Here is a 21,050-nt window from a genome sequence, read left to right as displayed (position 1 = left end):
AACCAAAATATGAACCATTCAGCAGCACCTGAAGTGATAAGGGGCAGTGATCCTGCAGCGGGTAAAAAATACCTGGTACCATTTATTTTTGTGATCAGCCTGTTCTTTTTATGGGGGATGGCGCACAACCTGGATTCCAGTTTGATTCCTCACCTTAAAAAAGCTTGTAATTTAAGCAATACGCAGTCGATGCTGATTGATACTTCAGTTTTTCTGGCCTATTTTTTAATGGCAATTCCTGCGGGGATGATCCTTAAAAAATGGGGATATAAAGCAAGTATGATTGCTGGTTTACTGGTCTTTGCTGCAGGTGCTTTTTTGTTTGTGCCGGCAGCAAATGAGCTTTCCTATATCACGTTTTTAATTGCCCTGTTTATAATCGGCTGTGGTTTAACCTTATTGGAAACTACTGCAAATCCATATGCTGCGGTTTTAGGAGATCCTGCAAAAGCCACCAGCAGACTAAATTTAGCAGCTTCCTTTAATGGTTTAGCGGCTATGGTGGCGGGATACGTAGGTACAAGGTTTATCCTGTCAGGAAAATCCTATTCCAAAGCAGAGCTGGCAGCGATGACAGAAATTAACCGCAATGCCTACTTTATGGAAGAAGCTGCTTCAGTTAAAATGCCGTACATTATTTTGGGAAGTGTTTTAGTGCTTTTTGCCTTAATTTTTTGTTTCATCCGTTTCCCGGAGATCAAAACCAAAAGCATCGATGGCGAGGCTAAGGGTAGCTTTATTGGTGCATTAAGGCATAAACATTTAAAATGGGCGGTTGTGGCACAGTTTTTTTATGTGGGCGCTCAGGTATGTGTAACGAGCTCTTTTATCCGTGCTGCACAACAGGGGGCTGGTTTTGACGAAGGTACTGCCGGATATTATTTAATTGTTTACGGCTTCCTGTTTACGGTAGGCCGTTTTGCAGGCACTGCATTGTTGCAATGGATCTCTTCTCAGAAGTTACTGTCAATCTATGCGATCGTCTGTATTATTCTGTGCTTAATTGCAGTTTTAGGAAGCGGAGTGTATGTGGTTTATGCACTTGGAGGGTTAGGATTCTTTATGTCGATCATGTTCCCAACCATCTTTGCATTGGGAATTGATGGAATTGGTGATGATACCAAACCTGGTTCATCCTGGCTGATCATGTCTATTGTTGGGGGTGCAATCATTCCGGTATGCATGGGTGCATTGATTGATCACTACGATGATCAGGTTCAGATTGGCTATTATGTGCCGCTGATCTGTTTTTTAGTTATTCTTTATTTCGGATTAAAAGGTTATAAGATTGCCGCCAAATCATAATGAATTTGAACTTAAGTAAAACCATAGCATTCGTTTTATTGACTTGCAGCCTGCAGCCTGGCGCAGCTATGGCGCAGGCAAATGAGTCTGCTAAGCCCTGGGTATTATGGCACTGGATTAAAGGCGGGGTTTCAAAACCAGGTATTACCGCCGATCTGGAAGCCATGAAGTCAGCGGGCATCGGAGGTGCATATCTTTTATCGATTAAAGATGTACCCAATCCCCCTTTATTTAACCCATCTGTACGGCAGCTTACCCCACAATGGTGGGACATGGTAACCTTTGCCATGCAGGAGGCCAGGCGTTTAAACCTGAAACTGGGGATGCATGTAAGTGATGGCTTTGCACTTGCAGGAGGGCCCTGGATTACACCTGAACTTTCTATGCAGAAAGTGGTATCTACCCAATTGAATATCAAGGGTGAAACAGCTGAAAAAATAAAACTGCAGCAACCGGAAACCCTGGAAGGTTATTATAAAGACATTGCGGTATACGCCTATCCCTCAGCTGAAGGTGCCGGTATTTCCACACAGACTGTGATTCCCGAAATTACGACCAGTAATGCTGCAGATGCAAGCGGACTGATCAGACCGGGTAATACGAAAAATTTTGGAAGTAATGAAGCCTGCTGGATTCAGTATGCTTTTAAACAGCCTTTTACCACCCGCACCATCCGCATAAGTACTGGCAGCAATAACTACCAGGCACAACGGCTGGAAATACAGGTTAGTGATGATGGTGAAAATTTCCGTTCGGTGGGGCGCCTGGAGCCGCCAAGGCATGGCTGGCAGGACACTGATGCCGATGTGACACATAGTATTGTACCCGTTACCGCAAGATATTACCGCTTCGTATACGATAAAAAAGGATCGGAGCCCGGTTCAGAAGATCTGGACGCCGCCAAATGGAAGCCTTCTTTAAAACTGAGGAACCTGGAGCTTTCTGCGGAAGCCAGGATCAACCAGTTTGAGGGAAAAGCTGGCTTGGTATGGCGCATCAGCAAAGCCAGCACAAAAGAGACGCTGGAAGACCATTTATGTGTACCGATAGATAAGATCATCAACCTGAGCGATAAAATTAAAGCAGACGGCAGCTTAGACTGGAAGGCGCCTAAAGGAAACTGGACCATATTGAGGATTGGCCATACTTCCACCGGTCATAAGAATGCCACTGCCGGAGCAGGTATGGGGCTGGAATGTGATAAATTTAATCCGGCTGCAGTAAAATTACAATTTGACAGCTGGTACGGGGCAGCCTTAAAACATGGAGGACCTGAAATCGCCTCAAAGGTTTTGAATGAATTGTTTGTTGACAGCTGGGAGTGTGGCAGCCAGAACTGGTCGCCACTTTTTGCAGCGGAATTTAAGAAACGCAGGGGCTACGACCTGATGCGTTATCTGCCGGTTATGGTAGGCATACCGCTTGGAAGTGTTGAGCTGTCTGAAGCCTTTTTACATGATGTGCGAAAAACCATTGCTGAACTGGTTGCAGACCAGTTTTACTACACCTTATCCAGCCTGACCAAAGAGAAAGGTGTCACTTTTGCCGCTGAGAATGTTGCACCGACCATGCTGAGCGATGGCCTGCTGCATTATAAAAATGTAGACATGCCGATGGGTGAGTTCTGGTTGAACAGTCCGACACACGATAAACTGAACGACATGCTGGATGCGGTTTCCGGCGCGCACATTTATGGCAAAAATATCATACAGGCAGAAGCTTTCACCACCATTAGGATGGATTGGAATGAACATCCCGGCAATATGAAGACCTTACAGGATAGAAATTATGCGCTGGGCATCAATAAACTGGTATATCATGTTTTTGCCCATAATCCATGGCTGGACCAAAAGCCAGGGATGACACTGGATGGGATAGGTTTATATTTTCAGCGTGACCAGACCTGGTGGAAACTTGGAAAGGCCTGGGTAGATTATGCCACACGTTGTCAGGCACTTTTACAACAGGGTAAGCCTGTAGCCGATGTCGCGGTATTTATTGGTGAAGAATTGCCCAGCCGCTCGGTATTACCTGATCGGTTGGTTAACCTGCTGCCTGGCCTTTTTGGTGCTGAAGTGGTGGCAGCTGAGGCAAAAAGACTGGCCAATACCGGCGAGCCCTTAAGACAAAAGCCTGCAGGGGTAACACATTCGGCAAACATGGCCGATCCGGAAGACTGGGTAAATCCATTAAGAGGCTATGCCTACGATTCTTTTAATCCTGATGTATTGCTTGACGCAAGTGTAAAAGACGGGAGAGTGGTGTTTGCCAGCGGTGCAAGTTATGCGGTACTGGTTATCCCGGGTAAAATGCTCCTGAACCCAAATTATCAGTATATGAGTAAGGAAGTGGCTGCAAAGCTGAACGAGCTGGCGAAAGCAGGTGCAAGCCTTGTGCTCGGTGAACGTCCGAAATTCCAGCTGGGTATGCCTAAAACAGGCAGTGATCAGGACTTTGAGACTTTACTGACCGAGCTTTGGGATGGTAATTTTAAAACAGCAGGACAGGGGCAACAGCAGCTTTCCCTGAAAACACTGGGTAAGGGAAGGATCATTAAGGGTGCTTATCAGGCAGAAAGTTTTGACCTTATTGGCCTGGAAAGGGATCTGCTGGTAATGGAAGGAAATGGAGATTATGCGAAAAAGGTAGCTTATACCCATAGGATTGCAGCCGATAAAGAGTTTTATTTTGTTGCTAACCAGGAAAATAAAAAGCGCTTGCTGGAGTTTTCTTTTAGAACAGCCGGTAAAATACCTGAACTTTATGATGCTGTAACTAATGAAACTATTGCCCTGAAAGCCTGGAAAACTGAGGCTGGTCGTACAAGAATGCAGCTAAAGCTGGCCCCAAATGCCTCCGCCTTTGTCATCTTTAAAGATAGAGCGGCTACTACTGCCTCTGCTACAGGCAAAAACTGGAAAGAACAGCAATTGGTAAACACGATAAATGGGAGCTGGAAAGTACGTTTTGACCCTGCTTATGGCGGTCCGGAAAAGCCGGTAACTTTTGCTGCGCTGAGCGATTGGAGTAAACATCCGGACAGCCTGATCAGATATTACTCAGGTTCAGCGGAGTATAGTAATAATTTTAAAGTTAAAAAACAGGCCGGGCAGCAATACTTGCTGGATTTGGGAACGGTAGGCTGTATCGCAGAGGTTCGGGTAAACGGAATTTCTTGTGGTGTGGTCTGGACTGCGCCTTACCAGGCCGACATTACAGCTGCTCTAAAAAATGGGGACAATGTGCTGGACATAACGGTAACCAATACCTGGGCCAACAGGATCATCGGCGATCAGCGTTTGCCGGAAGACAGGAGAATCACAAAAACAAATGCGCCATACCGTTTGGAAGGCAAGCCACTGAATGAGGCTGGCTTGCTTGGTCCGGTAAGGCTATTTAAACAGGAACAATCAAATTAAATGAAAGATACCGGGAATATAAATTAATGAATATGCTGATGGAAACGATAACTATGCCAAAAAGAATGATGTTAGGTTTGTGTTTTGCCTGCTGTTTGGTAGCAGGTATGGGTAAGGCCCAGGATAAAAGCCTGGTCAATACCTCTAATAGTCAGCATGCCAAACTGCATAGCCTGAACATGAGGGATGTGAGCTGGACCAAAGGTTTCTGGGCCGACCGCTTTAAAGTAGCGAAAGAAGCTATGGTACCCAATATGTGGGCCATTTATAACGACGCCAACATCAGTCATGCCTTCAAAAACTTTGAGATCGCAGCTGGTCTGGATACAGGATCACACAAAGGGCCATCTTTCCATGATGGTGACTATTATAAAACGCTGGAAGCTATGGCCAGTATGTATGCATCTACCAACGATCCAAAATTAGACGCGATGATGGACAAGGCCATTGCGGTCATAGCCAGATCTCAGCGTGATGATGGTTACATTTATACCAAAGCGATGATAGAGCAGCGTAAAACCGGTTCAAAGAACCAGTTTCAGGATAGGCTGAGCTTTGAAGCCTATAATATCGGACATTTAATGACGGCTGCCTGTGTGCATTACAGGGCTACCGGTAAAACTACCTTACTGAATGTGGCTAAAAAAGCCACCGAATACCTGTATAATTTTTACCAGAAGGCCTCACCGGCCCTGGCCAGAAATGCCATTTGCCCATCCCACTATATGGGCGTGATTGAAATGTACCGTACAATTAAAGATCCACGTTATCTGGAGTTGGCTAAACATCTGATAGCCATAAAAGGTAAGATTGAAGATGGTACGGATGACAACCAGGACAGGATTCCTTTTTTACAGCAAACGAAGGCCATGGGCCATGCCGTGAGGGCCAATTATCTGTACGCTGGTGTGGCCGATTTGTATGCCGAAACAGGTAACGATTCGCTGATGAAGACCTTGAATTTAATGTGGGATGATGTAAACCAGCATAAAATGTACATCACCGGGGGATGTGGATCGCTTTATGACGGGACATCGCCAGATGGGACATCTTATAACCCAACAGAAGTACAAAAGATACACCAGGCCTTTGGCCGCGATTTTCAGCTGCCTAATTTTACTGCACACAATGAAACCTGTGCAAATATCGGCAATGTATTGTGGAACTGGCGCATGCTCCAGATTAGCGGTGACGCGAAATATGCAGATGTAATGGAACTGGCCCTGCACAACAGTGTATTGTCAGGCATCAGCCTGGATGGCAAGAAATTTTTGTACACCAATCCGCTCAGCTATTCAGATGAGCTGCCCTTTAAACAGCGCTGGTCCAAAGACCGCGTGCCTTATATCGGCCTGTCCAATTGCTGTCCGCCCAATGTAGTGCGTACCATTGCAGAAGTGAGCGATTATGCTTATAGTATTTCTGATAAAGGGTTGTGGTTTAATCTGTATGGTGGCAATACCGTAAATACTACTTTAACTGATGGAACCAAATTAAAGCTGAGCCAGGAAACCAATTATCCCTGGGATGGCAACATAAAAATCAAAATCCTCTCAACAGGGAGCAAACCTTATTCCCTGTTTTTCCGGATTCCGGGATGGGCAGCCAGGGCAGATTTAAAGGTAAACGGTAAAGTGGAAAATATGGACCTTAGGCCAGGTACTTATGCCGAACTGAACCGGAAATGGAAAGCGGGTGACCTGGTAGAACTGGTATTGCCAATGGAAGCACAGCTGGTAGAAGCCAATCCGCTGGTAGAAGAAAACAGGAACCAGATTGCGGTGAAACGCGGACCGGTGGTGTATTGCCTGGAGTCCCCTGATCTGCGGGGTAAAAAGATCTTTAATGTGTTCATTCCGGCCAACATCAGCCTGAAAGCGATGCCTATCAAAATTGATGGTGCCGATATGATAAGCCTGGAAGGCAATGCCCGCTTGATTGAAAATAAAGACTGGAAAAATGTACTGTACCGTCCGCTTAACGAAAACAATGCGCTGAGCCCTATAAAACTGGTGCCTTATTTTGCCTGGGGCAACAGGGGGCATTCAGAAATGTCTGTTTGGTTACCGGTAAGCAGATAAACGATACGATTATGGAAAGAATAACCGCAAAATATTACATAGAAACGCCGCTTGATCTCGAAAAATCGGCCCAGTTGCTGGCCGGCGAGCAAAGTTCAGGAACCTTTATTGCCGTGCCGGGCGAAACCGAAGAATTGAAACAGCGCTTTGCCGCCAGGGTAGAAAGCATTACCCCAATGGATACAGCTAATGAACCCGCCATACCAGGCGTACTGTCTGCCGGCGGTAAATACCAGCGCGCTATGATCGAGGTTTCCTGGTCGATAGAGAATTTCGGCTATAACCTGCCGGTGATGGTGTCTACCCTGCAGGGAAATTTATATGAGCTGACCCAGTTTACAGGGCTTAAGCTGATGGATCTGGAATTGCCAGCTTCTTTTGCTACCGCCTTTAAAGGGCCTAAATTTGGCATAGCCGGCTGCAGGAAACTGACAGGTGTTTACAACAGGCCCCTGATCGGAACCATCATCAAACCCAGCATCGGCATGACGCCGGAACAAACGGCTGCTTTGGTAAATACCCTTGCCCTGGCTGGAATTGATTTCATCAAGGATGATGAACTGCTGGGCTCATCTGCCAATTCCCCCTTTGATAAACGGGTGGATGCCATTATGGAAGTGATCAACAGACATGCTGATCGCAGCGGAAAAAAAGTAATGTATGCTTTTAACATCAGCGATGACATCGACCAGATGCAGCGCAATTACGAAAAGATCCTTCGTTCAGGGGGTACTTCAGCGATGATAAGTCTCAATAGTGTTGGGCTGGCAGGGGTTAAGAAGATTGGCGAAATAGGGGAGCTGGCTATTCATGGCCACCGTAATGGCTGGGGTATGCTCAACCGTCACCCTTTACTGGGTATAGAGTTTCCTGCCTATCAGCAGCTTTGGCGTTTGGCCGGGGTCGACCAGATCCATGTAAATGGCATACAAAACAAATTCTGGGAATCTGACGATTCTGTAGTGCGTTCTATTGAAGCCTGCTTCAAACCCTTATTGGGTGGCTATTCGGTTTTACCAGTGGTATCCTCGGGGCAGTGGGGCGGGCAGGCTGTTGAAACCTACCGGCGCGTACCCTCTGTAGACTTGTTATATATGGCCGGAGGTGGAATTATGGCGCATCCAGACGGTCCTGCAGGTGGCGTAGTAGCTTTACAACAGGCCTGGCAAGGTGCTGTAGATGGCCTGTCAGTGGCTGAAACAGCTGCAAAATATCCTGAATTTGGACATTCGGTAAGTGTATTCGGTAAAAAACAGGCCTAGCTGATGGAAGTGACAAAAAATAAGCGCCTGCTGATGGCCTTTTATGGCGACGACTTTACCGGCTCAACTGACGCGCTGGAATTTTTAAGCAGGTCGGGCATCAAAACGGTACTGTTTATCGAAACACCTTCAGCTGCACAACTGGCCCGTTATCCTGAATTGCAGGCCATAGGTATTGCCGGAATGAGCCGGACGATGTCGCCTGCCGAAATGGAAGTGGAGCTTCAGCCCGCATTCAAAGCGCTGGCCGGGCTCAATCCGCGTCATGTGCATTATAAAGTCTGCTCTACCTTCGACTCTTCTCCTGCAATAGGCAGCATCGGTAAGGCAATTGATATCGGTGCCGCTGTATTTAACACCAAAACAGTGCCCTTATTGGTGGCAGCCCCGATCTTAGGCAGGTACTGCCTGTTTGGCAATTTGTTTGCCCGTATGGGTATTGGTAGCCAAGGGAATATTTACCGGCTTGACAGGCATCCTTCTATGTCCAGACATCCGGTAACCCCAGCAGAAGAGAGCGACCTGCGTTTACATTTAGGCAAGCAAACCACTAAAAACATAGGTCTTTTTGATATCCTGGCCCTGCATCAATACCAACAGGAGTCTACAGCATTAAAGCTGGAAGGAGAAGATATTGTTCTTTTTGATGCCCTGCAGCAGGAAGACCTGAAAAGCATAGGAGCCATTATAGACGGCATGGCCACAGTCGGCCAAACGCTGTTTTCTGCCGGATCTTCGGGTATAGAGATGGCACTCGGAGCGCACTGGCAGGAAAATGGAACACTAAATAAGGAAGTGTTATGGGAAGACAGCAGCCAGCACGGCCCCGTACTCATCGCATCCGGAAGTTGTTCGCCGGTTACTGCAGCGCAAATTGCCTATGCCTTAAAAAATGGGTTTACTGAAATTGCCATAGACACCATATCCCTTGCGGAACGGGCTTCAGCAGAAGATTTAAATGCGGATTCCATACTGATAACAGAAGCGGCAGAAAAATATGCTTTGCAGGCAACTGAACTGATCCGGCAGGGCAAACATCCGCTGATCCATACCAGCCTGGGCAATGATGACCAGCGGGTTAACGAAACGGATCAGCTGTTCAGGGAGAAAAATTTTGGTAAAGCGGCAACAGCACAGCTTTATGGCAGTTTATTGGGGATGATTGCCCGTAAAACTGCAGAAAGAATAAAACTAAAAAGAGTGGTCATTGCCGGGGGTGATACTTCCAGCTATGCCGCCAGGGCTATGGGGATTGCAGCAGTTGAAATGATTGCCCCGCTTAGTCCAGGTGCCCCTGTTTGCCGGGCTGATGCCCCAGGCTCGGCTATTGATCAGTTAGAACTGGTATTTAAAGGAGGCCAGGTCGGAAAAGAAGATTTTTTTAACAATAACCTTATAGCAACTAAAATATGAAAGCCAAAACACTCGGACTTGTCCATACCTCTGCCACACTAGTACCCGTTTTCCAGAAACTATGTTCTGAATATTTACCCAATGTAAATGTATTTAACATTGTGGACGACAGCCTGATAAAAGATGTGATCAGTAGAAATGAACTGACGAAACTAACTTCAAGAAGGGTAGTCGACCATGTGGCTTCCGCAGAGGCAGCAGGGGCCGATTTTATCCTGGTCACCTGTTCTTCCATAGGTGCAGCCATTGAAGCTGCAGCAGGTCTAACTGGTGTTCCTGTATTGAGGGTCGATCAGCCAATGGCAGACCTTGCCGTTCAAACCGGTAAAAAGATAGGTGTGATTGCGACCTTGCCCACTACGCTTGGGCCAACCAGCGACCTGGTAAAACGCAGGGCTGCAATTGCAGGAAAAGAAATTGAGCTGACTTCGAAACTTTGTGAAGGTGCTTTTGAAGCATTGATGGGGGGGAATCCAGGAAAACACGATGAGATGGTGGCTAAGGCACTCCTGGAACTTTCTGCTGTAGTGGATGTGATTGTACTGGCACAGGCTTCGATGTCGCGTGTGGTGGATACTTTACCGGATACAGGGAAGCGCATTCCGATATTAGCCAGTCCTGCACTGGCCATTCAGCATATTGCCAACCTGATTCAGTAAGGGCCATGTATACGTTCCGCAGGTTTTGCCTGCTCGTCGCTTTAGTTGCCCTGGCTGTTTTACTGTATGGCCTGCTGCGCTCAGATGCTGTCTTCTGGCAGCCGGCAGCACTTGTACTGGCCCTTAGTACCTCTATCGGTATGGGGTCGATTGAATCCCTTAAAAGTTATCAGTACACGGCATGGATTATTACCGCTGTTGTTGCCGGGATGATTTATCCTGAAAAACTGCTTAACATTGGCGGTGTAGATATGCGAAATAAATGGCTTATTCTGATCGTCATTCAACTGGTGATGTTTGGCATGGGCATGAAGATGAGCATTAAAGATTTTACAGGAATTGCAAAGTCTGGAAAAGGTGTTGTTGTAGGTTTAATGAGCCATTTTACGGTGATGCCTTTGATGGGATTGCTGTTAACTAAAGTTTTTCATTTTGATACAGAAATTGCGGCAGGAATTATCCTGATTGGTTGTTGCTCCAGCGGATTGGCATCTAATGTAATGACTTACATTGCCAAAGGAAACCTGGTACTGTCTGTAACAGTAACTGCTGTTACCACCATTGCTGCTCCGGTAATGACCCCTTTTTTAATGAAAATCCTCGCCGGAACTTTAATAGAAGTAAAGTTCATTAATATGATGATGGAGATCATTAAGATTGTGATTGTTCCTTTAAGTGCTGCACTTATTCATGATTATCTTAAAACGGCATCTCCTGACCAGGCAAAGAAATTAAATAGCATAGCATTGCTTTCTGCAGCATGGTTAGTGATTAACCTGCTGATTTGGAAAAGCACTTTTGCCCCCAATCTATCTGAACCTTTTTTAGAAAGTTTAGAAGTGCTTAATTTCTTTACAGGAGCGGTTGTTATCGGTGTACTGTATCATATGCTTGCCAAGAAATCTCCTAAAATTGATGATTTCATGCCTTACTTTTCTATGGCCGGGATTGTTTATTTCACCACAGTTACTACAGCAGCCGGACGTGATCATCTTTTGCAGGTAGGCTTTTTATTGTTCATTGCTGCTGTTATCCATAATGGCGCAGGTTATTTTTTCGGATATGCTTTCAGCCGGATAATAGGGCTTAATAAAGCAGACGCCAGAACGCTGGCATTTGAAGTTGGATTACAAAACGGAGGAATGGCTACAGGGCTGGCCGGTTCTATGGGTAAGCTGGGTACAGTTGGCCTGGCAGCAGCCGTATTTAGCCCATGGATGAACATCTCGGGCTCAATACTGGCCAATTACTGGCGCCGTAAAGCATTAAAAGAAGAAGCCGCATCAATTCAATATAAAAATGAAAAGGATTAAAGTTTATACCCTGAAATTTATCTGGCTGGCCTTTGCGCTTGTCCTTTCTGCGAATGTTTCTGCTGAGGTTAAACCAGCTTCGATTTTTACCGACCATATGGTATTGCAGCAGCAAACAACAGTTGCAATATGGGGCTGGGCAAAAGCAGGAAGCGATGTACAACTTGTCCCCTCCTGGGATAAGCGCAGGTACAGTGTAAAAGCAGCAGCCGATGGCAAATGGAACATAAAGATCAACACCCCTAAAGCAGGTGGTCCTTTTGAAATCAGTATCAGCGATGGCAAAGCGCTGGTTTTAAAAGATATCCTGATTGGGGAAGTCTGGTTTTGCGGCGGGCAATCCAATATGGAAATGCCGATGAAAGGCTTTAAAGGGCAGCCTGTCATTGGGTCCAATGAAGCCATTTTGAAAGCTGCAAATCCTCAGATCCGCTTATATACCGTTCCGCGTTCTTCTGTTACAGAAAGGCAGGACAACAGCAAAGCCTCTGAATGGAAAGCTGCTGCGCCAGAAACCGTAGCCAACTTTAGTGCTACGGCCTATTACTTTGGCCGCCTGTTAAGTGAAATGCTGCAGGTGCCGGTGGGTCTGATCAACGACAGTTATGGGGGCTCTTCTATAGAAGCCTGGATGTCGCCAGCACAGTTAAAGGCATTTCCTGAAGTGAAGATCCCCGCCAAAACGGATACCATAAAAGAAGTAAGCCGTACGCCAACCACCTTATACAATGGCATGTTGTACCCGGTAATTGGGTATGGCATCCGTGGGGTCATCTGGTACCAGGGAGAATCCAATTACGATCGGGCAGACCGTTACGAAGAACTTTTTCCGGCTATGGTAAAGGCCTGGCGGGAAGCCTGGGGGATGGGCGAATTTCCTTTTTATTATGCGCAGATTGCTCCTTATAATTATGCCCAGCTGCCGCCTTACCATACCGGAGGTAAATTCAGCTCGGCCTTTATCAGGGATGCACAACGCAAATCGCTGGCTAAAATACCTGCTTCAGGTATGGCTGTATTGATGGACATCGGTGAGGAAAACTCCATCCATCCGGCCAATAAGGAAAAGGGAGGGACTCGGCTGGCTTACCTGGCATTAGGAAATACCTATGGTATTAAAGGCTTTGGTTATGCCAGTCCAGCTTATGAAGCGATGAGTATTAAAGACCATACAGCGGTGCTTAAATTTCAAAATGTAGCCAATGGCCTTACATCTTTTGGTAAAAGCTTAACTTTATTCGAAATTGCAGGTGCCGATAAAAAATTCTATCCCGCAACGGCTAAAATTTCGGGCAGTAGTGTAACGGTATCTTCCGATCAGGTAAAAAACCCTGTGGCTGTGCGGTATGCATTTAAAGATTTTGTGACGGGAGATTTGTTTGGTACAGATGGCCTGCCGGTATCTTCCTTCCGTACAGATGACTGGGACAATTGAAATAAAATATAGATTTGGATAACAAGAAGCACATACAGCCCCTTATCATTGGTATCGTTTTATCATTTCTGAGCACATCTGTACTGGCCCAACAGCCGGCAACAGCTGATCAGAACCTGGTATGGACCAGCCAGAGTGAAAATGCAGCCGGATCTATGCCCTGCGGCGGGGGCGATATTGGCCTCAACGTTTGGGTAGAAAAGGGCGAACTGCTGTTTTACATCGCCAGGAGTGGAACCTTCGATGAGAACAATACCTTGTTGAAACTTGGTCGCCTGCGCTTAAAATTAAGTCCCAGTCCCTTTGATGAAGATGCAGCTTTTAAACAGGAACTGATCTTAAAAGACGGTTATGTGAAAGTTAAGGGTAAAAAAGCAGGATTGACCACCGAAGTGAGGCTCTGGGTGGATGTATTTAAACCATTGGTTCATCTGGAAGTAAAAAGCAACCGGAAAACCATCGCCGAAGCCGGGTATGAAAGCTGGCGATATGCAGATCGCCTGACCAAAGGCAAAGAAAACAACCAGAATTCTTATAAATGGGCTCCTCAGGGTGAGGTAAAGACTTTTAAAGATAGTATTGCTTTTAAAAATAATGGATTGCTGTTTTATCATCAAAACAAAGCACAGTCGGTATTCGATATAACCGTTAAACAACAAGGCCTGGACAGCATTAAAGACCAGCTGTTTAACCCGCTTAAGAACCTGGTGTTTGGCGGAATGATTTGGGGAACAGGAATGGTTCCGGCAGGGAATTACACTGGTACTTATGCAGGCATTGCTTTTAAGGGCTGGAAATTGAAAAACGATAAAGGGCGAACATCGATCAGCCTGAGCCTGGCCTTACATACAGAAGCCACAACCGATCTCCGGCATTGGACAGCGGGTTTGAGCCAGACCAGAAATAAGGCCGCTGCGAAGGATTTTAACAATAGCATCAAGTGGTGGAATGCCTATTGGGAACGTAGTTTTATAGAACTGGAGGGCAACAAGGATGAAACAGTGGTGCAGGCCGGAAAGAACTATCAACTGTTCCGTTATATGCTTGGCTGTAATGCTTTTGGTACTTATCCGACCAAATTTAACGGAGGTCTTTTCACCTATGATCCTGTTTTGGTAGATACCACCCTGAAATATACCCCGGATTTTAGGAACTGGGGCGGGGGAACCCATACTGCGCAAAACCAGCGTCTGGTATACTGGCCGATGTTAAAAAGCGGAGATGCGGAAATGATGCAGCCTCAATTCGATTTCTATACCAGGCTGCTAAAAAATGCAGAACTGCGGACAGCATTTTACTGGAAACATAAAGGCGCAAGCTTTACTGAACAGCTGGAGAATTTCGGCTTGCCAAACCCGGCAGAGTATGGATGGAAGCGTCCTGAAAACTACGATAAGGGAATGGAATACAATGCCTGGCTGGAATATGAATGGGATACGGTGCTGGAATTTTGTCTGATGATGCTGGAAACAGAAAGTTATGCCGGCAAAGCAGTAAAACCATATTTACCCTTTATCAGCAGCTGCCTCAGCTTTTTTGATGAACATTACACTTACCTGGCCCGGCAAAGGGGCAGTAAAGCAGTGGATGGCAGCGGACACCTGGTGCTGTACCCGGGATCGGCTGCAGAGACTTATAAAATGGCCTATAACGCTACTTCTACTATTGCTGCATTAAAAACGGTATTGAGCAGGCTGCTGCAGGTTAAGGACATTACAACGGAGCAAAAGCAAGGCTGGGAAGCGATGCTGAAACGTATTCCGCCCATCAGCTTCCGGGAATTTAATGGCCATACTACCATTGCACCGGCTAAAGTATGGGAGCGGGTCAACAATACCGAAAGCCCGCAGTTGTACCCGGTTTATCCCTGGGGAATTTACGGAATTGGCCGTCCGGGGCTGGATACGGCTATCAATACCTTCAACAATGATCCGGATGTGTTAAAGTTCAGAAGTCATATAGGCTGGAAACAGGACAATATTTTTGCGGCTAGGCTGGGTTTAACAAAAGAAGCTGCTGAACTCACTTTGGGGAAATTAAAAGATTCGGGCAGGAGGTTCCCGGCATTCTGGGGACCTGGATTTGACTGGGTACCCGATCACAACTGGGGCGGTTCGGGCATGATCGGCCTGCAGGAAATGCTGTTGCAAAGTAATGGTAAAGCCATTTATTTGTTCCCTGCATGGCCAAAAGAATGGAATGTCCGGTTCAGGTTGCATGCCTCATATCAAACCATTGTTGAAGCAGAGTTAAAAGACGGCCAGGTAAAATTGCTGAAAGTGATACCTGAATCGAGGAGAAAAGATATAGAGATCAGGTTAAAATAATACTTTGGCAACGATTGCGTAGTTATTTTGCCGTTTTTACGCTAATCACCGGGTAAAACTATGTAGAATTGTATGAAACCAATATAAGATAACAAGTATGAATAAATCAAGAACCCTTATATTTAGCTTATTGGCGCTGATGGGTACTGCATCTTCAGCAGACGCCCAGATTGCTAAAACACCTGCTAAACCTTTATCCGATCAGATGGCTGCAACAGTCATGGAAATCTGGCCAGAAAGGGCAAAAAAATGGTCTTATGACCATGGTGTAGTGCAGGACGGAATGGATGCTTTGTGGAAAAGATCAGGGAATGCCAGCTATTTCAAGTACATCCAGAATGACATGGATGGATTCATTTCGGCAGATGGGATAATTGATACCTATAGCCAGGAGCATGTAAATATTGATAATGTAAAGAATGGTACCGTGCTGCTTGACCTCTATAAAATAACCGGTCAGCAAAAATACTTTAAAGCGGCCACTACTTTATGGGAACAGTTAAAGATACAACCCAGAACCAAACAAGGTAGTTTCTGGCATAAAAAGATCTATCCAAACCAGGTATGGCTGGATGGTCTGTATATGGGGCAGCCTTTCTATGCAGAATATGCGGCGCTTATCGGAAATAAGGAAGCTTTTGACGACATTGCCAATCAGTTCATCTGGGTAGAACAAAATACGAGAGATGCCAGGACCGGCTTACTGTACCATGGCTGGGATGAAAGCAAAACAGAGCGCTGGGCAGATCCAAAAACCGGTCTTTCTCCGCATATCTGGGCAAGGGCAATGGGCTGGTATGCCATGGCACTGGTCGAAACCTTGGACAATTTTCCTAAAACCCACCCAAAACGTCAGGAAATGATCAATATCCTGAACCGTCTTGCTGCAGCTGTTAAAAACACACAAAATAACAAAACAGGGGTATGGTATGATATTTTAGACCAGCCAAACCGTAAAGGCAATTATTTTGAGTCCTCGGCTTCCAGCATGTTTGTATATGCCATCGCCAAAGGTGTTCGTCTGGGTTATCTCCCTGCTTCCTATTTTGTGGTAGCCAGTAAAGGTTATAAAGGTATTCAGCAGGAATTTATTGAACAGCGTGCAGAAGGTAAGATCAATCTGAAAGGGACAGTAAGTGTTTCCGGTTTAGGTGGTAAGCCTTACCGCGATGGCAGTTATGAGTATTACATGAGCGAAAAGGTAGTTAGCAATGATCCCAAAGGTGTGGGCGCATTTTTAATGGCCGCAAACGAAATGGAAATTGCCGCCCTTCCTAAACCCGGGCTGGGTAAAACCGTGCTACTCGATTCATACTTTAACAATGAAAGCCGGAAAGACCAAAGCGGAAACCTGGTTTCCTGGCATTATAAATGGGATGAACTGGCCAATGGCGGCTTTTCTATGTGGGCAGATCAGTTTAACAATGCAGGGTTTAAAACTGCAACTTTAAAAGCGGCACCTACGGCAGCCAATTTGAAAAATGCTTCGGTGTATATCATTGTTGATCCGGATACGGAAAAAGAAACGGAAAAACCGAATTTTGTTGCCCAAAATGACATTAAAGCAATTGCTGAATGGGTTAAGGGTGGTGGCATATTGGTATTGATGGCCAATGATACCGGTAATGTGGAACTGGACCATTTTAACCAGCTGGCCAAAACTTTTGGTATTGAATTTAACAAGGACAGTAAAGGCAGGGTAGTAAAAAGCCAGTTTGAGATGGGTAAGGTAATGGTACCGGCAGGCAACGAAATATTTAAAACCGCAAAGCAATTGTACGTCAAAGAATACAGCAGCCTGAAATTAACCACTGCTGCAAAAGCAGTGCTCAAGGATAAGGATGGCGATAATGTAATGGCCATAGCTAAATATGGTAAAGGGGCGGTTTTTGCCATTGGCGATCCATGGTTGTACAATGAATATGTAGATGGCAGAAAATTACCTGCAGACTATCAGAATTTCGAAGCTGGCCAGGATCTGGTGAACTGGATCGGGAAGCAGCTGCTAAAAAAATAAAGTGTTTAAATATGGATTTACAGTTAAAAGAAAAGGTCATTGTGATTACCGGTGGGGCCAAAGGAATAGGAAAAGCCATGGCGCAGGTATTTGCAGCCGAGGGTGCAACTGCGGTAATTGTAGGACGAAAAGAAATCGATAACCTGAAAGTGGTGGAAGAAATAACCTCGGCCGGGGGCAAAGCGTTTCAGGTTGCAGCGGAGCTGAGCGATCCGGATGCCTGTGAAAATGCGGTGAAAGCCATTGTTGGTGCCTTTGGCCGGATAGATGGATTGGTGAACAATGCTGGTGTAAATGATGGGGTGGGGCTCGAAAATGGGAATTACAAAGATTTTATGGCCTCCCTGCATAAAAACGTAGTGCATTATTTTTTAATGGCCCATTTTGCACTGCCCGAACTGAAAAAGAGCAAAGGCGCCATCGTAAACATAACCTCTAAAACTGCCGAAACCGGACAGGGTAATACGTCAGCTTATGCTGCGGCCAATGGGGGCAGAAATGCGCTGACCAGGGAATGGGCGGTAGAACTCCTGAAATATGGCATTCGGGTAAATGCAGTGGTGGTTGCAGAATGCTGGACACCGGCTTATGAAACCTGGATAGCAACCCTTTCGGACGCGGAAGAAAAGCTGAAAGAGATCACCGACAAAATACCTTTCGAAAACAGGATGACCACAGCAGAAGAAATTGCCAATATGGCTGCTTTCCTAATGTCAGCCAGGTCAAGCCACACTACCGGGCAGATCATCCATGTGGATGGGGGATATGTACACCTGGACAGGGCGCTGGCCAACGCATAAATTGTTATTATAGCATTAAAAAGAAGAAATGAATACATTAGTTTGCACTACACCCGGAACGTTTGAATACCAGCTTGCTGAAAAACCTGTATTGAGTCCGGGCCATGCAATTATAAAGATCAAAAGGATCGGGATCTGTGGTACAGACCTGCATGCTTTTGAAGGCACCCAGCCATTTTTCAGCTACCCAAGGGTATTGGGCCATGAGCTTTCCGGTGAGCTGATTGAATTTGATGGGGCAGAAGGTTTTGAAAAAGGAGAAGCTGTAACTTTTATTCCTTATTTTAACTGTGGGATATGTATAGCCTGCCGCTCAGGCAAACCCAATTGCTGCACCGACATTAAGGTCTGCGGTGTTCATGTGGATGGAGGAATGGCAGAATACCTTTCTGTCCCTTCCCGTTTGCTGATACATGGCGAAGGCCTCAGTTTTGACGAGCTGGCACTGGTAGAGCCATTGGCAATCGGTGCCCATGGGGTAAGACGCGCGGATGTCAGGAAAGATGAATTTCTACTTGTCCTAGGTGCCGGTCCTATTGGCCTGGGCACCATGGAATTTGCCCGCATTGCGGGCGCTAAAGTCATTGCCCTGGATATCAATGATGCCCGCTTAAAGTTCTGTAAAGAAAAATTGAATGTACCTCACGTGGTCAATGCATTGGCCCCCGATGTACTGGAGCAATTGAAAGAAATTACGGACGGGGATATGCCTACCGTAGTTATAGATGCCACAGGCAGCCTGAAAGCCATCAATAATGCCTTTCAATATATGGCCCATGGGGCACGTTTTGTGCTGATCGGTCTGCAAAAAGAAAACATTTCTTTCAGTCACCCTGAATTCCATAAACGCGAGGCTACCTTAATGAGCAGCAGAAATGCCACAAGACAGGATTTTGAACATGTGATCAGGTCTATGAAAGCTGGACTGGTAGAACCCGCTACATACATCACGCACCGGGTTTTATTTGAGGAGGTAAAAGATGAATTTAAAGGCTGGCTGGATCCGAAGAATGGGGTGATCAAGGCAATTGTAAGCCTGTAAAATTAAATTTTAATGGTCTGCGGCTCTTCTTTTCCATTGTGGCAGCTTACGCATGAAATATTGATCAGCTTGCCTTCTTTATCTTTCTCGTGAAAATATTTCTTGTTGATCTTGTTGGTCATGCGGATCATATTTCTCGCAATTTCCTTTTTAGGGTTTTCATCACTGGCAAAATCAAGCTTTTTCGGATTGTCTTTCCTTGGTGTATGGCAAAAATTACACTTTACGCCTAAGGCAGCCTTAAAGCCGTCCATAATGTCATCCAGTTCTTTCTCACTAATATTTTTGGGCAAAACCTTCAGGTTTACAGGTTTTTTGTCTTCCTGTTGTGGCATAAAAGCGCTGAGTATGAGTACGGTACTCAATAATATTGAGAATACGATGGTTTTTTTATAAGGCATAACAACTAATTTTATATTAAAAATGCTAAAAAAAAATAAAAGTTGCGCTATGTAACAAAAAAATAGTTCCGGAAATATGAAACAGGTGTATTACAATGACTTTATAACATAGTTTACTATGCCAGTGTAATCATTGTTGTAATGATGGCCGCCTGGCAAGGTGATTACCCGGGAGGTTTCCTGTCTGAACTGTTTTGTTGTAGCCGGATCTTCGTCATCACCAAATAGCACGATCAGTTTAAATGTCCTTGCTTTTTTCATTTCAGCCAATACATTGTAAGGTTCATCCTGTCCGTCAATGGAAAGCATATCGGCAACATGGATTTCAAAATCTGCACGTTCATCCGGTGATAACATACAAACTGCAGAAAGGTTATGTTGCAGGTTTTCAGGAAGCCGGTTCGCAATAAATGGGGCAATACAGGCACCAAAGGAATAACCGGCAAGTATAAATTTCTTTTTCTTCCAGTTTTGCATATAATAAGAAATGGCATCAGCTATTGCGGCTGCTGTTTGCTGGGGTGTTTTTGCATTCCAGAAATATTTTTGGGCATCAAGTCCCACTACTGCCATTCCTTTTTCGGCAAAAGACTCGGCAAGCGACTGGTCAAAACTTGTCCATCCACCATCCCCCGACATCATAAATATCAGTGGTTGGTCGGACGAAGGCGCCGGAAGCAAATTTAACGGCAATGTAGTGATCAGTTTGTCTGGCATCCTTTGAACGCTCGCCGCATTTTTCTGCTTAATGGCAGAGGGACTTGCGATGATCTTCTTGTAAGACTGGTAAAATTGCGGCAACCAGTTGTCTGCAATAGAAAATCCATGGCCTACCTTAGGTAAAGTAACCAGTTCGGCAAAGGGCATACCTGTTAAAAATGTTTTAGTGGCCTGAAACGGGCAGGTTTCATCTTTTATGCCGTTGAGCGCAATAAATGGTGCCGCCAGTTTTTCTGTACGTTCCAGGTAATACGATTTCCCGGGAACAAGTACATGCGATTTTAAGCCATTGCCTTTGCAAAGTGGTTTTTTTAGGGTGATATCCGGACAAAAACCAAGTGCAATTGCCCCTTTAAAGGTACCGGCAGGTGCCTGTGCCAATAAACCGTAAACCAATGTAGCTCCATAAGAATAGCCAACCAATACCGGCTTGGTATAACTGTTGAATTTGTATTTTTTTTGGAGCATCATGCTCAATTGTTCAAAATCACCTGCCGGATAATAACAGGATGAAGAACTGCGGGATAAAAATGCCATGTATTGCCTGGCATCTATTCCGGCAACGAGCGCTCCCTGTAAAGCCAGGTTTTTAGCCATATTGATGACGCCAGCCTGCCAGCCACCGTCACCCGAAACAAACAAGGCAACAGAAGTGGGGATAGTTTGAGGAATATAAATCACCGTTTTGCCAAAAGTTTTATGACTAATCACTTCTTCTTTTATGGCCAGCGCGGGCTTTATATAGAAGAGCATCAAAAACAGGCAAATAAATACAGATGTTAGTCCGGCTTTTACCATAGATAGCGTTTTGTTCATAAACTGTGCCAAACCTCTGATCATTAACCCTTTCATTTGG

Annotated in this window: 14 protein-coding genes; 12 read left to right on the top strand and 2 right to left on the bottom strand. The window is 45.5% G+C overall.

The features are described 5' to 3' along the window. The first annotated feature begins 9 nt into the window (after positions 1-9). The 12 genes from fucP to PHEP_RS13565 all read left to right on the top strand — a co-directional run bounded on the left by fucP (position 10) and on the right by PHEP_RS13565 (position 19,073). Entirely contained in the window at positions 10-1,305 is a 1,296-nt protein-coding gene (gene fucP / locus PHEP_RS13620; RefSeq protein ID WP_015808562.1) for an L-fucose:H+ symporter permease, read from the top strand. Continuing rightward, positions 1,305-4,724, top strand: coding sequence for a glycosyl hydrolase (locus PHEP_RS13615; RefSeq protein WP_015808561.1), 3,420 nt, complete (start codon positions 1,305-1,307; stop codon positions 4,722-4,724). The genes fucP and PHEP_RS13615 overlap by 1 nt, the downstream gene beginning before the upstream one ends. 38 nt (positions 4,725-4,762) lie before the next feature. Beyond that, positions 4,763-6,805: an aceric acid hydrolase gene (locus PHEP_RS13610; protein WP_238326477.1), complete on the top strand. Its 2,043-nt coding sequence runs from the start codon at positions 4,763-4,765 to the stop codon at positions 6,803-6,805. An 11-nt stretch (positions 6,806-6,816) separates the two neighbouring features. Then, entirely contained in the window at positions 6,817-8,067 is a 1,251-nt protein-coding gene (locus PHEP_RS13605) for a ribulose-bisphosphate carboxylase large subunit family protein (RefSeq protein WP_015808559.1), read from the top strand. A 3-nt stretch (positions 8,068-8,070) separates the two neighbouring features. Then, complete coding sequence (locus PHEP_RS13600) at positions 8,071-9,480, top strand: four-carbon acid sugar kinase family protein (protein WP_015808558.1); 1,410 nt, start codon at positions 8,071-8,073, stop codon at positions 9,478-9,480. Then, positions 9,477-10,139, top strand: coding sequence for an aspartate/glutamate racemase family protein (locus PHEP_RS13595; RefSeq protein ID WP_015808557.1), 663 nt, complete (start codon positions 9,477-9,479; stop codon positions 10,137-10,139). Before PHEP_RS13600 ends, PHEP_RS13595 begins: the two co-directional genes overlap by 4 nt. A gap of 5 nt (positions 10,140-10,144) precedes the next feature. Further along, positions 10,145-11,452: a bile acid:sodium symporter family protein gene (locus tag PHEP_RS13590; RefSeq protein ID WP_015808556.1), complete on the top strand. Its 1,308-nt coding sequence runs from the start codon at positions 10,145-10,147 to the stop codon at positions 11,450-11,452. Continuing rightward, on the top strand, positions 11,439-12,887 hold the full coding sequence (locus PHEP_RS13585; protein WP_015808555.1) for a sialate O-acetylesterase: 1,449 nt from the start codon (positions 11,439-11,441) through the stop codon (positions 12,885-12,887). The genes PHEP_RS13590 and PHEP_RS13585 overlap by 14 nt, the downstream gene beginning before the upstream one ends. A 14-nt stretch (positions 12,888-12,901) precedes the next feature. Then, positions 12,902-15,214 (top strand): DUF5703 domain-containing protein, encoded by a 2,313-nt coding sequence (locus PHEP_RS13580; RefSeq protein ID WP_015808554.1) that lies wholly within the window; start codon positions 12,902-12,904, stop codon positions 15,212-15,214. Positions 15,215-15,311: 97 nt separating this feature from the next. Continuing rightward, positions 15,312-17,231 (top strand): glycoside hydrolase family 88/105 protein, encoded by a 1,920-nt coding sequence (locus tag PHEP_RS13575; protein WP_015808553.1) that lies wholly within the window; start codon positions 15,312-15,314, stop codon positions 17,229-17,231. Between the two features lie 11 nt (positions 17,232-17,242). Next, a complete protein-coding gene (locus tag PHEP_RS13570; RefSeq protein ID WP_015808552.1) occupies positions 17,243-18,031 on the top strand; it encodes an SDR family oxidoreductase in 789 nt (262 codons plus the stop codon). A 28-nt stretch (positions 18,032-18,059) separates the two neighbouring features. Beyond that, a complete protein-coding gene (locus PHEP_RS13565) occupies positions 18,060-19,073 on the top strand; it encodes a zinc-binding alcohol dehydrogenase family protein (RefSeq protein ID WP_015808551.1) in 1,014 nt (337 codons plus the stop codon). 2 nt (positions 19,074-19,075) lie between these two features. On the opposite strand, the gene PHEP_RS13560 is transcribed toward PHEP_RS13565, so the two are convergent. Both PHEP_RS13560 and PHEP_RS13555 read right to left on the bottom strand, forming a co-directional pair. Continuing rightward, positions 19,076-19,474 (bottom strand): c-type cytochrome, encoded by a 399-nt coding sequence (locus PHEP_RS13560; RefSeq protein WP_015808550.1) that lies wholly within the window; start codon positions 19,472-19,474, stop codon positions 19,076-19,078. Between the two features lie 90 nt (positions 19,475-19,564). Next, positions 19,565-21,046 carry an AcvB/VirJ family lysyl-phosphatidylglycerol hydrolase gene (locus tag PHEP_RS13555; protein ID WP_015808549.1) on the bottom strand — a complete coding sequence of 494 codons (1,482 nt, stop codon included), beginning with the start codon at positions 21,044-21,046 and terminating at the stop codon, positions 19,565-19,567. Positions 21,047-21,050: the final 4 nt, after the last annotated feature.

The sequence above is a fragment of the Pedobacter heparinus DSM 2366 genome, from assembly GCF_000023825.1.
Lineage (GTDB): Bacteria > Bacteroidota > Bacteroidia > Sphingobacteriales > Sphingobacteriaceae > Pedobacter > Pedobacter heparinus.
This window is presented reverse-complemented; position numbering and strand designations above follow the sequence as displayed.